Source organism: Enterobacter cloacae complex sp. IR53041 (assembly GCF_049238285.1).
GTDB lineage: Bacteria > Pseudomonadota > Gammaproteobacteria > Enterobacterales > Enterobacteriaceae > Enterobacter > Enterobacter roggenkampii.
Genome location: NZ_JBMKHB010000018.1, coordinates 1 through 12,391 on the forward strand (window position 1 = coordinate 1; position 12,391 = coordinate 12,391).

10 protein-coding genes are annotated in these 12,391 nt (G+C 55.7%); 2 read left to right on the forward strand and 8 right to left on the reverse strand.

The genetic code is table 11. The features are described 5' to 3' along the window. The 3 genes from ACOTXF_RS13970 to pncB form a co-directional block, all read right to left on the reverse strand. A partial coding sequence (locus ACOTXF_RS13970; protein ID WP_421635284.1) for a porin occupies positions 1-448 on the reverse strand: 448 nt, incomplete at its 3' end. Positions 449-1,054: 606 nt separating this feature from the next. Beyond that, positions 1,055-2,455: an asparagine--tRNA ligase gene (asnS, locus tag ACOTXF_RS13975; RefSeq protein WP_021240867.1), complete on the reverse strand. Its 1,401-nt coding sequence runs from the start codon at positions 2,453-2,455 to the stop codon at positions 1,055-1,057. Positions 2,456-2,621: 166 nt separating this feature from the next. Next, entirely contained in the window at positions 2,622-3,824 is a 1,203-nt protein-coding gene (gene pncB / locus ACOTXF_RS13980; protein WP_045417272.1) for a nicotinate phosphoribosyltransferase, read from the reverse strand. A gap of 254 nt (positions 3,825-4,078) precedes the next feature. Here pncB and pepN point away from each other — a divergent pair, with 254 nt between their 5' ends. After that, positions 4,079-6,691, forward strand: coding sequence for an aminopeptidase N (gene pepN / locus ACOTXF_RS13985; RefSeq protein WP_232926486.1), 2,613 nt, complete (start codon positions 4,079-4,081; stop codon positions 6,689-6,691). A gap of 50 nt (positions 6,692-6,741) precedes the next feature. Here pepN and ssuB read toward each other — a convergent pair whose 3' ends face one another. The 5 genes from ssuB to ssuE are packed head-to-tail and all read right to left on the reverse strand — an operon-like array spanning position 6,742 to position 10,982. After that, positions 6,742-7,512, reverse strand: a complete 771-nt coding sequence (ssuB, locus tag ACOTXF_RS13990; RefSeq protein WP_047745091.1) for an aliphatic sulfonates ABC transporter ATP-binding protein — start codon at positions 7,510-7,512, stop codon at positions 6,742-6,744. Further along, complete coding sequence (gene ssuC / locus ACOTXF_RS13995) at positions 7,509-8,300, reverse strand: aliphatic sulfonate ABC transporter permease SsuC (RefSeq protein WP_008499943.1); 792 nt, start codon at positions 8,298-8,300, stop codon at positions 7,509-7,511. Before ssuC ends, ssuB begins: the two co-directional genes overlap by 4 nt. A 9-nt stretch (positions 8,301-8,309) precedes the next feature. After that, positions 8,310-9,455, reverse strand: coding sequence for an FMNH2-dependent alkanesulfonate monooxygenase (gene ssuD / locus ACOTXF_RS14000; RefSeq protein WP_181518890.1), 1,146 nt, complete (start codon positions 9,453-9,455; stop codon positions 8,310-8,312). Then, the gene (locus ACOTXF_RS14005) at positions 9,452-10,414 is read right to left on the reverse strand and encodes a sulfonate ABC transporter substrate-binding protein (protein ID WP_047745093.1); all 963 of its coding nucleotides are present in this window, start codon (positions 10,412-10,414) and stop codon (positions 9,452-9,454) included. Before ACOTXF_RS14005 ends, ssuD begins: the two co-directional genes overlap by 4 nt. Beyond that, positions 10,407-10,982 carry an NADPH-dependent FMN reductase gene (ssuE, locus tag ACOTXF_RS14010; protein ID WP_047745094.1) on the reverse strand — a complete coding sequence of 192 codons (576 nt, stop codon included), beginning with the start codon at positions 10,980-10,982 and terminating at the stop codon, positions 10,407-10,409. Before ssuE ends, ACOTXF_RS14005 begins: the two co-directional genes overlap by 8 nt. 248 nt (positions 10,983-11,230) lie before the next feature. On the opposite strand from ssuE, the gene pyrD reads away from it, so the two are divergent. After that, positions 11,231-12,241, forward strand: coding sequence for a quinone-dependent dihydroorotate dehydrogenase (pyrD, locus tag ACOTXF_RS14015; RefSeq protein ID WP_008499939.1), 1,011 nt, complete (start codon positions 11,231-11,233; stop codon positions 12,239-12,241). The last annotated feature ends 150 nt before the right edge of the window (positions 12,242-12,391 follow it).

Consider the following 12,391-nt stretch of genomic DNA (forward strand, 5'->3'; position numbering starts at 1 on the left):
CTGGGCGAAATGCGCCTGGTAAGCAGAGTTTTTGAAATGTAAGGCCTTTGAATAAGACAAAAGGCTGCCTCATCGCTAACTTTGCAACAGTGCCGTTACGACCGTAGTCGATGCTGCCAGCGTCGCCCGCTTTCAGACCAGCGAAAGCCAGACGGTTTTTGTTTTTCTGTGCAGAGTTTTCTGCATCGCTAGCCACGAAACGGTATTCCCACTGGCCATAACCTGTCAGTTGGTCGTTGATCTGAGTTTCGCCTTTGAAACCGATCTGCGCGTAAGTAGCGTCGCTATTGTTTGTGCTATCACCGGAAGTCACGAAGTCGTGCTCGGCGTTAACTTTACCGTAGAAGTCCAGCTTGTTGCCGTTCTTGTTATAGATTTCTGCAGCGTTGGCTGCACCGGCTACCAGCAGGGCAGGGATTACCACTGCCAGAATATTGCGCTTCATCATTATTTATTACCCTCATTGGTTTTTTTATGACACTCGCCACTGCCGTCAATAAATTCTGTCAATAAATATTTCCGGAACTATTGATGAGAGTTTGGTGTCTTTATGTATCTGACAGGCATCTTTCCATTCGCCGAAGCGTTTCGCTAGCCTGAAAGTGCTACAATTCTCAAGATTAAGTAACCAAAAGAAAATATATGTAACTAAATGTGTATTTTTGGGAACTTTGTGAACCACCTCAAACTTCAGAACGCCCTGGTGAATTAAGCGACAGTATCTATCCTATATATATGAATTTCTTATGATTAATTTGGATAAAGGCAATTCATATAAACAGACGATAAACGACTCGTTTTTTCTTATGACGCCGAAAAGCCTTCTGGATGGCTGTAAAATTGGTTGAAATTTGTGCTATTGCTTGAGGGTGTGATAAGCGCAATAAGAATGGGGTTTATTTTTTGTGGCTGGATATTTCGCGGAAACAAAACGTAACAGGTAGTGGTTGTGACGGGGTGAAGGTTTGAAGATGCTGACTTTACGCTGACGAAAACTGACAATGCAGAATAAAATAATGGCCAGCACAGGCTGGCCATTTTAGTCTTTTACCGATTAGAAGCTGGCGTTACGTGGCGTACGTGGGAACGGAATCACGTCACGAACGTTCTGCACACCGGTCACGTAGGCAATCAGACGCTCAAAGCCCAGACCAAAACCGGCGTGCGGTACGGTACCGTAACGACGCAGATCGCGGTACCAGCTGTAGTCCGCAGGGTTGAGACCCATCTCTTCCATACGCGCGTCCAGCACGTCCAGACGCTCTTCACGCTGAGAGCCACCGATGATTTCACCGATGCCCGGCGCCAGGACGTCCATCGCTGCCACGGTTTTACCGTCTTCGTTAAGGCGCATATAGAAAGCCTTAATGTCTTTCGGGTAGTTTTTAACGACAACCGGCGCTTTGAAATGCTTCTCGGCCAGATAGCGCTCGTGCTCAGACGCCAGGTCTACGCCCCAGTAAACCGGGTTCTCGAACTTCTCACCGCATTTCTCGAGGATCGCCACCGCGTCGGTGTAGTCCACCTGCGCAAAATCGGCAGAGACGAAGCGCTCCAGACGGGCTACCGCGTCGCTGTCTACGCGCTCGGCGAAGAATTTCATGTCGTCCGGACGCTCTTCCAGCACCGCTTTGAAGACATATTTCAGCATCGCTTCCGCCAGACCCGCGACATCGTCCAGGTTGGCGAACGCCACTTCAGGCTCCAGCATCCAGAATTCCGCCAGGTGACGGCTGGTGTTGGAGTTTTCGGCACGGAAGGTAGGGCCAAAGGTGTAGATTTTAGACAGCGCGCAGGCGTACGTTTCGCCGTTGAGCTGACCGGATACGGTCAGGAAGGCCTCTTTACCAAAGAAGTCTTTGTCATAGTCCACTTTACCTTCCGGGGTGCGCGGCAGGTTTTCGAGATCCAGCGTTGAGACGCGGAACATCTCACCGGCGCCTTCCGTATCGGACGCGGTGATCAGCGGGGTAGACACCCAGAAATAACCCTGCTCATCGAAGAAACGATGCAGCGCCTGCGCCAGCGTATGACGTACGCGAGCAACCGCACCAATCAGGTTGGTACGTGGACGAAGGTGCGCCACTTCACGCAGATACTCAATGCTGTGACGTTTAGCCGCCATCGGATAGGTATCCGGATCTTCAACCCAGCCGGTGACTTCAATCGCAGAAGCCTGAATTTCGAAACTCTGACCCTGGCCCGGGGATGCCACGACCACGCCGGTGACGATAACGGAACAGCCCGTTGTCAGGTGCAGAACGTCATCATTGTAATTGGGCAGAGAATTATTAATGACGGCCTGTACAGGATCAAAGCAGGAACCGTCATAGACGGCAAGGAAGGAGATGCCAGCTTTAGAATCTCGGCGGGTACGCACCCATCCGCGCACGGTGACTTCTGAGTCAACGGCGACACGGCCCTGGAGTACGTCGGCTACAGGCACAACGCTCATAATATTCTCTCTGTTAATAGTCGGAAAAAATAAACACTTGTCCACCCTTATGGGGGGATATCTATGTTACCTGCCATCCGCTATCAGACAAGTAAATTTCGCGGTCAAAAGGGAAGAATTGAGAAATAAATAAGAAGAGGGGAGCCATGAAGGCTCCCTTAAGCGCTTAACTGGCTTTTTTGATCTGGGGAAGATCGAAGGCTTTGCGCAACGCGCGGACAAACGCCTTGTCATGGCAGATGGTTTTGCCCGGGCTGTCGGAGAGTTTCGCCACCGGTTTGCCGTTACATTCCACCAGCTTTATCACGATATTCAGAGGTTTTACCTGAGGAATGTCGCAGGTTAACCGGGTACCGATCCCGAAGCTCAGGTTCACTCTGGCGTTGAAATGGCGATAGAGTTCGACGGCTTTCGCCAGATCGAGATTATCGGAGAAGACCAGCACCTTGCTCATCGGGTCAATGCCCAGTTTCTCGTAATGGGCAATCGCCTTCTCACCCCACTCAACCGGATCTCCGGAATCGTGGCGCAACCCCTGATAACGCTCCGCAAATTCAGGTCCAAAGTCGCGCAGGAAGGCATCCATCGTAATACAGTCCGTGAGGGCAATTCCGAGTTGACTCGGGTACTCCTCAAGCCATGCGGCCAGCGCTGCCCGCTGGCTGTTGGCGAGGTCAGGGCTAATTTGCTGATGCGCCTGGAACCACTCGTGCGCCTGGGTACCCATTGGCGTCAGATTGAGGCGACGGGCCAGATCGTAGTTACTGGTGCCCACGAACCACGGCTCCTGCTGCAGACGTTTAACGATGGCCTCCTGTACGTCGCGCGAAAAACGGCGGCGGGTGCCAAAGTCCATCAGGCGGAAGCGGGACATGTCCAGCCCTGCGGTCAGCGTGGAGAAGTCAGCGAGTTTCTTTTCCAGCGAGGCCACCGCCTGCGCTACGCCCGTTTCCGGGGAACGGTAGCGGTGAGCCAGTTCACTGATTACCGCCAGAAGCGGCACTTCCCACATGATCACTTCCCGCCACGGACCTGCAAGGCGAATATCCAGCTTGCCGTTATCGTTAACCACGGTGACCTGCTCCGGCTTATAGCGGAAGTCGCGCAGCCAGTTCAGGTAGTCGGCTTTGAAGAAAGGCAGGCTAGAAAGCCACTGATATTCCTCGTCCTGCAGCGTCAGATGCTGCATAGCATTGACCTGTTCACGAATGGCGTCTGCGTAGATACCGAGCAAGTCGTCGCCACGGCAGCGGAATTCCGCCGCGACATGAACGTCATAGTAATGGTGGAAAACGGCTTGCTGCATGTGCAGTTTATACGCGTCGGTATCCAGCAACGTATGCAGAACTGGAGAAGCGAATTGAGTCATAGGTGCGCAGTAGCATCCTCTCACAGGAGCGTTTAGTACAATAAACAACTCCGGAGTATACCTTGTTTAGTGATTTATTGAACCCCGATCACAACATAAGCGCGTTTTATGGTCGAGGGCATTTTGTGCCCCGTGTTATACAAATGTAGCAAAAAAAGGTGTTGGCCCTGAAAAGATGAACATTCTGCATAGCGCGTTTTGCGCAACAGGAATATATTGAAACGTTACTCGACAAACGATGCATAAGGTTTTCTATGACACAACAGCCACAAGCCAAATACCGCCACGACTACCGTGCGCCGGATTATCTGATTAGCGAAATCGATCTGACTTTTGACCTGGATGCCACTAAAACCGTTGTCACGGCGGTGAGTCAGGTGACGCGCCACAGCGCAACTGCTGTGCCGCTGCGTCTGGATGGCGAAGACCTGACGCTGGTCTCCCTGCATATTAATGATGAAGCCTGGTCAGACTATAAAGAAGAAAACAACCAGCTGGTCATCGACAACCTGCCGGAACAGTTTACGCTGCGCATCGTGAATGAAATCAACCCGGCCGCCAACACCGCGCTGGAAGGGCTTTACCAGTCAGGCGTGGCGCTGTGTACCCAGTGTGAAGCGGAAGGGTTCCGCCACATTACCTGGTATCTCGACCGCCCGGACGTCCTCGCGCGCTTCACCACCAAAATCATCGCCGATAAAACCCTGTATCCCTTCCTGCTCTCCAACGGCAACCGCGTAGGCGAAGGCGAGCTGGAGAATGGCCGTCACTGGGTTCAGTGGCAGGATCCGTTCCCGAAACCGTGTTACCTGTTTGCGCTGGTGGCGGGGGACTTCGACGTGCTGCGCGACACCTTCAAAACGCGCTCAGGCCGCGAAGTGGCGCTGGAGCTGTTTGTTGACCGCGGTAACCTGGACCGCGCGCCGTGGGCGATGACCTCGCTCATCAACTCCATGAAGTGGGACGAAGAGCGCTTTGGCCTCGAATATGACCTCGACATCTATATGATCGTTGCCGTTGATTTCTTCAACATGGGCGCAATGGAGAACAAAGGTCTGAACGTCTTTAACTCCAAATACGTGCTGGCGCGCACCGATACCGCCACCGATAAAGATTATCTCGATATCGAACGCGTCATCGGCCACGAATATTTCCACAACTGGACCGGTAACCGCGTCACCTGCCGCGACTGGTTCCAGCTGAGCCTGAAAGAGGGCCTGACCGTCTTCCGTGACCAGGAGTTCAGCTCCGATCTGGGTTCACGCGCGGTGAACCGCATCAATAACGTGCGTACCATGCGCGGCCTGCAGTTTGCGGAAGATGCCAGCCCAATGGCGCACCCGATCCGTCCGGATAAAGTCATCGAAATGAACAACTTCTACACCCTGACGGTGTATGAGAAAGGCGCTGAAATTATCCGCATGATCCACACCCTGCTGGGTGAAGAGAACTTCCAGAAAGGGATGCAGCTCTACTTCGAGCGTCATGACGGCAGCGCGGCCACCTGCGACGATTTTGTGCAGGCGATGGAAGATGCTTCTAATGTCGATCTTTCCCACTTCCGCCGCTGGTACAGCCAGGCCGGTACGCCAGTTGTTACCGTCAAAGACGACTACAATCCGGAAACCGAGCAGTACACGCTGACCATCAGCCAGCGCACGCCGCCGACGGCAGAGCAGGAAGAGAAATACCCGCTGCATATTCCGTTCAGCATCGAGCTGTACGATAACGAGGGCAAAGTCATTCCATTGCAGAAGGGCGGCCACCCGGTACACCACGTGCTGAACGTGACCCAGGCCGAGCAGACCTTTACCTTCGATAACGTCTACTTCCAGCCGGTGCCTGCGCTGCTGTGTGAATTCTCCGCGCCGGTGAAGCTGGAGTACAAGTGGAGCGATCAGCAGCTGACGTTCCTGATGCGTCACGCCCGCAACGACTTCTCCCGCTGGGATGCGGCGCAAAGCCTGCTGGCGACCTACATCAAGATCAACGTAAACCGTCACCAGCAGGGTCAGCCGCTGTCGCTGCCTGTTCACGTGGCTGACGCGTTCCGCGCGATCCTGCTGGATGAGAAGATTGACCCGGCGCTGGCCGCTGAAATTCTGACCCTGCCGTCAGCAACGGAAATCGCGGAGTTGTTCGAGATTATCGATCCGATCGCGATCGTGGCGGTGCGTGAAGCGCTGACCCGTACGCTGGCTGCTGAACTGGCGGACGAGTTCCTCGCCATTTATAACGCCAACAAGCTTGACGCTTATCGCGTTGAGCATGCGGACATTGGTAAACGTTCTCTGCGTAACACCTGCCTGCGCTATCTGGCGTTTGGTGAAACCGAGCTGGCGAACACCCTGGTGAGCAATCAGTATCACGAGGCGGATAACATGACCGACGCGCTGGCCGCGCTGGGCGCAAGCGTTGCCGCCGAACTGCCGTGCCGCGATGCGCTGATGCAGGAGTATGACGACAAGTGGCATCAGGATGGTCTGGTAATGGATAAGTGGTTCATCCTGCAGGCGACCAGCCCGGCGGCCGATGCGCTCAGCAAGGTGCGCAGCCTGCTGAAGCATCGTTCCTTTACCCTGAGCAACCCAAACCGCGTGCGCTCGCTGATTGGCGCGTTTGCCAGCAGCAACCCGGCCGCATTCCACGCCGAAGACGGCAGCGGTTATCAGTTCATGGTGGAAATGCTGACCGAGCTGAACAGCCGTAACCCGCAGGTGGCGTCGCGTCTGATAGAGCCGCTGATCCGTCTGAAACGCTACGATGAGAAGCGTCAGGCGAAGATGCGTGCCGCGCTTGAGCAGCTGAAAGGGCTGGAAAACCTGTCTGGCGATCTGTACGAGAAGATTGCTAAAGCGTTAGCGTAATAAAAGTTTACCCTCCCTCTCCCTGTGGGAGAGGGCCGGGGGTGAGGGCATCAGGCATTAGCCTTAGCTCGCTGTAACTCCGTGCCCCCGCGTTTCATCACCCGATCCAGCACTTCTGCCTCCAGCTCCGCCAGTCTTGCCGAGCCCACGCGACGAGGCCGGGGAAGATCCACCGTCAGATCCAGACCGATTTTTCCTTCCTCTATTAACAGCACCCGATCGGCCATTGCGACGGCTTCGCTCACGTCATGTGTCACCAGCAGTACCGTAAAGCCGTGCGTCTGCCAGAGGGAACCAATCAAATCCTGCATTTCGATTCGCGTCAGGGCGTCGAGCGCGCCCAGTGGTTCATCGAGCAAGAGCAGGCCCGGACGGTGAATCAACGCCCGCGCCAGCGCCACGCGCTGCTTCTGTCCACCCGAGAGTGCGGCAGGCCATTCATCGGCGCGATTTTCCAGCCCAACGGCGGCCAGCGCCTGGCGGGCTTCATCCCGCCAGTTACCCTTAAGGCCGAGCCCGACATTGTCGATAACCGATTTCCACGGCAGCAGGCGTGCATCCTGGAACATCATTCGGGTATCATCCTGAATATTCGAAAGCGGCGTCGTTCCTGCCAGAATGTCGCCGCCGTTGGGGGCTTCCAGTTCGGCCAGCAGCCGTAGCAGCGTACTCTTGCCGCCGCCGCTGCGTCCGACTACGGCCACAAACTGTCCGGCGGGAATATGCAGATCCAGCCCGTTAAGAATGGTGTTATCGCCGTAGCGTTTGGTGACACCGCTCAGCAATAACGGGGTCCCCTGATTCAGTCGTGCAGTATTCATGCTTTCGCCTCCTGAAGGGTATAGGCCGGATTCCAGCGCAGCCAGCTGCGCTCCAGCCACTGGGCGCTGACGTCGGCGAGTTTGCCGAGCAGGGCGTAAAGGATAATGGCTACTACCACCACGTCCGTTTGCAGGAATTCGCGGGCGTTCATCGCCAGATAACCAATCCCGGAGTTGGCTGAGATGGTTTCCGCCACAATCAGCGTCAGCCACATCAGGCCGAGCGCGAAACGCACCCCGACCATAATGGAGGGCAGGGCACCCGGCAGAATCACGTGAACAAAGAGGGAAAAACCCGATAAGCCGTAGCTGCGCGCCATCTCCACCAGACCACGATCGATATTGCGGATGCCGTGCCAGGTGTTGATGTAAATCGGGAACAGCGTGCCCAGCGCCACGAGGAAGATCTTGGCGCTCTCATCAATCCCAAACCACAGAATGACCAGCGGGATCAGCGCCAGATGCGGCACGTTGCGCAGCATCTGGATGGAGGTATCCAGCAGCCGCTCGCCCCAGCGTGAAAGGCCGCTCACCAGACCCAGAACCAGCCCGATACTGCCGCCGATGGAAAACCCGATCGCGGCGCGCCAGGAGCTGATCGCCAGATGCTGCCACAGCTCTCCGCTGACGCTCAGCGACCAGAACGCTTCTACAACGCCCTCCGGAGAGGGCAGAATGCGGCTCGACAGCCAGCCGGTGGACGATGCGAGCTGCCAGAGCGCCACAATGCCGACGGGTAAAAACCACGGCGCGGCGCGCAGCAGCCATTTTTGTGAGGTGGCAGACATGGTCCCTCCTTAGCTCTGTGCGGCTTTGCGTGGAATAAATTCGTTTGCCACGGCTTCGCCCTGCAGCTGGAGCGGCTGCGGCTGCGGAACCTCCGGAATGGCGACATCAAGATGCGGGAACAACAGCTCGCCGACCTTGTACGCCTCTTCCAGATGCGGATAACCGGAGAGAATGAAGCTGTCGATGCCCAGTTCGGCGTATTCATTGATGCGCGCGGCCACGGTCGGGCCGTCGCCGACCAGCGCCGTACCCGCACCGCCGCGCACCAGACCGACGCCCGCCCACAGGTTCGGGCTGATCTCCAGGTTCTCGCGCTTGCCGTTGTGCAGGGACGCCATCCGGTGCTGCCCGACGGAGTCGGTTTTGGCAAATGCGGCCTGGGCTCTGGCGATCGTTTCATCATCCAGATGGGAGATCAGGCGGTCCGCCGCCTGCCAGGCTTCTTCATTGGTCTCGCGCACAATCACATGCAGACGGATACCGAAGCGCACCTTGCGGCCATGGGCGGCCGCCTTCGCGCGGACCTGAGCGATTTTCTCTTTCACCAGCTCAGGCGGTTCGCCCCAGGTCAGATAGAGGTCGACCTGCTCCGCCGCCAGATCCTGGGCTACATCCGACGACCCGCCAAAATAGAGCGGCGGGCGCGGCTGCTGCACCGGCGGGAAGTAGAGCTTCGCGTCGCGAACGTGAATATGCTTACCTTCAAAGGTGACGGTTTCCCCTTCCAGCAGGCGTCGCCAGACGCGGGTGAACTCGGCGGAGGCCTCATAGCGTTCGGTATGGTCGAGGAACACGCCGTCGCCCGCCAGCTCCTGTGGATCGCTGCCCGTCACCAGGTTAAACAGGGCGCGGCCGTTGGACAGCCTGTCCAGCGTGGCCGCCTGACGTGCCGCCACGGTAGGGGAGACGACGCTCGGGCGTAACGCGACAAGGAACTTCAGGCGCTGGGTGACCGGGATCATCGACGCGGCGACCAGCCAGGCATCTTCACATGATCGTCCGGTCGGGATCAGCACCCCGGTGAAACCGATTCGGTCCGCCGCCTGTGCAATCTGCTGCAGGTAGCCATGGTCAACCGGGCGTGAACCCTCTTCTGTACCAAGATAGTGTCCATCACCGTGGGTGGGTAAAAACCAGAAAAGATTCAGACTCATGATTTAGCTCCTTCTTTGCCTGCGGGTTGCCAGATGCGTTCGCGAATATTGACCTGTTTTGGAACCAGGCGGTTTTGATAGAAGAGGTCAGCCGTTTGTTGCTGAAGTGCGGCGACGTGTGCGTCCACCGGCGTAATGGTGGTCGGCGGACGGTGGTTGAGATAGCTCGCGATCACCGGCTCAGGTAAGCCCATGGTTTTCGCCAGCAGGGCAATGCTCTCCTGACGCTGGCTCTGGGTCAAAGCATCGGCCTGGGTAAAGGTATCCAGCACGCCCTGAAGAAACGCGCCGTTCTTTTCAGCGTAAGGGCGCGCGGCCAGGTAGAACGAACCGGTCTGCTTCAGCGTGGTACCGTCTTTCAGCACGCGAACGCCACCCTGCAGCAATGCGGCGGAGTAGTACGGATCCCAGATGGCCCAGGCATCAACGTTCTTCTGCTGGAACGCGGCGCGCGCGTCGGCAGGCGTCAGGTAGACGGGCTGAATGTCGGTGAATTTGAGTCCGGCCTCTTGCAGAGCGCGCAGCAAAAGGTTGTGTGAGCTGGAACCTTTCTGGAAAGCGACCTTATGGCCTTTAAGATCGGCGACGCTTTTAATGTCGCTGTTTTCAGGCACCAGAATGACTTCGGCCTTAGGCTTGGGCGGCTCAACGCCAACGTAGACGAGGTCCGCTCCCGCGGCCTGGGCGAATATAGGTGGGATATCGCCCGTGCTGCCGAGATCGATACTGCCCACGTTCAGGGCCTCCAGCATCTGCGGGCCGGCGGGGAACTCCACCCAGGAGAATTTGGTGTCCGGGAAGCGTTTTTCCAGAAGCTGGTGGCTTTTTGCCAGCACCATGCTGATGCTGCCTTTCTGATACCCGATGCGTAAACTTTCCGGAGCCGTTTCTGCGGCATGGGCCAGCGAGGTAAGCGCCATTAAACCGGCCAGTCCGATGCGGGTTAACGTTTTAAACATGTGCGACTCCTTGAGGCTGACTAAACGCCGGGGCCTGGATATCCCGGCGATGCAGGGCATGCCAGAACGTTTCCAGAGCGTTATCGAGGCGGGTTTGCAGGTTGGGCGTAAAGTGGGGTTTGTGTTGATATTCGATGACCTGCGAGTCATCGGCGAAAACGCCGTGGAGGATCTCCTGCGCTTTCAACGCGTTCAGCACCGGCTTCAGGGCATAATCCACGGCCAGTAAATGGGCAACCGTACCGCCCGTTGCCAGCGGCAGCACCACCTTGCCGTCCAGCGCACGTTCCGGAAGCAGATCGAGCAGGGTTTTCAGGGCCCCGGAAAAGGAGGCCTTATAGATGGGCGTTGCTACGATCAGGCCGTCCGCGCCGTTAAGTTGCTCAATGAGGGTTTTCAGCGCGGGGCTGTCGAAACGGGCGTAGAGCAAATCTTCAGGTTCGAAGTTATGCAGGTTCCAGTGGCACACTTCCACATCCAGAGCATTCAGTTTTTCACGGGCATATTCCAGCAGGGCGCTGGAGCGCGAAGGGAATCGTGGACTTCCGGCCAGGGTAATGACGCGCATACTTCCTCCTTATAACTAATTGTTTGCTTTTATCTAACATTCATAACAATTTTAAGGAGTGTGACACCGCGCGTTTATTCCACTAAATGATTTATCTGCAATTAAAATGCAAAAAAGTGCATAAGAAATGGACGGGGAGGTAAACGATTGCGTTTTACGCGGTTTTTTTGCCGCAGGTCAATTCCCTTTCGCGACGGGATCGCCCATAATCCCCTCCCGGTTTGCACACCGGGAATCCAGGAGAGTTCATGTACTACCCCTTCGTTCGTAAAGCCCTTTTCCAGCTCGACCCTGAGCGCGCTCATGAATTTACATTCCAGCAATTACGTCGTATTACCGGCACGCCTTTGGCCGCGCTGGTGCGCCAGCATGTGCCGGTAAAACCTGTGCAGTGCATGGGGCTGACTTTTAAAAATCCGCTGGGTCTGGCTGCCGGTCTGGACAAAAATGGCGAGTGCATTGATGCCCTGGGCGCGATGGGCTTTGGCTCCATTGAAATCGGTACCGTCACCCCGCGCCCGCAGCCGGGAAATGACAAACCGCGCCTGTTCCGACTGGTGGAAGCCGAAGGGCTGATCAACCGCATGGGCTTCAACAACCACGGTGTTGATCACCTGGTCGAGAACGTAAAAAAAGCCCACTTTGACGGAATACTGGGCATCAATATCGGCAAAAATAAAGACACGCCGGTCGAGCAGGGTAAAGATGACTATCTGATTTGTATGGAAAAAGTCTACGCCTATGCCGGTTATATTGCGGTGAATATTTCCTCACCCAATACCCCGGGCCTGCGATCCTTACAATATGGTGAAGCGCTGGACGATCTTCTGAGTGCCATTAAAAATAAGCAAAATGAACTCCAGGCGATCCACCACAAATATGTTCCGGTCGCGGTTAAGATCGCCCCGGATCTTTCTGCCGAAGAATTGATCCAGGTTGCCGACAGTTTGGTTCGCCATAATATTGATGGTGTAATTGCGACCAATACCACGCTCGATCGTTCCCTCGTGCAGGGAATGAAAAACTGTGACGAAGCGGGTGGGTTAAGTGGCCGTCCGGTGCAATTAAAAAGCACCGAAATTATTCGCGCCCTGTCTGCGGAATTAAATGGCCGCCTGCCGATTATTGGCGTCGGCGGCATTGACTCCGTGATTGCTGCGCGTGAGAAGATGGCGGCGGGTGCGTCCCTGGTGCAAATCTATTCCGGCTTTATTTTTAAAGGGCCGCCGCTGATTAAAGAAATCGTTACGCATATCTAATCTTTTCTCGTAATCAGACAACCGGGGCTTTATTTCCAGCCCTGGTTGTTTTATATTCCGTCACTGTTGCTTATTTAGACATTATAGTCCTTTATTAATGGTGTTATAAACGAAGCGGCAAACAGGACATTTTTAGTACAGGACGTTTCG

Bases quoted from the DNA above. Each gene is read 5' to 3' on its own strand.
- asnS (WP_021240867.1), bottom strand. From the start codon at position 2,455: ATGAGCGTTGTGCCTGTAGCCGACGTACTCCAGGGCCGTGTCGCCGTT.
- pncB (WP_045417272.1), bottom strand. From the start codon at position 3,824: ATGACTCAATTCGCTTCTCCAGTTCTGCATACGTTGCTGGATACCGAC.
- pepN (WP_232926486.1), top strand. From the start codon at position 4,079: ATGACACAACAGCCACAAGCCAAATACCGCCACGACTACCGTGCGCCG.
- ssuB (WP_047745091.1), bottom strand. From the start codon at position 7,512: ATGAATACTGCACGACTGAATCAGGGGACCCCGTTATTGCTGAGCGGT.
- ssuC (WP_008499943.1), bottom strand. From the start codon at position 8,300: ATGTCTGCCACCTCACAAAAATGGCTGCTGCGCGCCGCGCCGTGGTTT.
- ssuD (WP_181518890.1), bottom strand. From the start codon at position 9,455: ATGAGTCTGAATCTTTTCTGGTTTTTACCCACCCACGGTGATGGACAC.
- ACOTXF_RS14005 (WP_047745093.1), bottom strand. From the start codon at position 10,414: ATGTTTAAAACGTTAACCCGCATCGGACTGGCCGGTTTAATGGCGCTT.
- ssuE (WP_047745094.1), bottom strand. From the start codon at position 10,982: ATGCGCGTCATTACCCTGGCCGGAAGTCCACGATTCCCTTCGCGCTCC.
- pyrD (WP_008499939.1), top strand. From the start codon at position 11,231: ATGTACTACCCCTTCGTTCGTAAAGCCCTTTTCCAGCTCGACCCTGAG.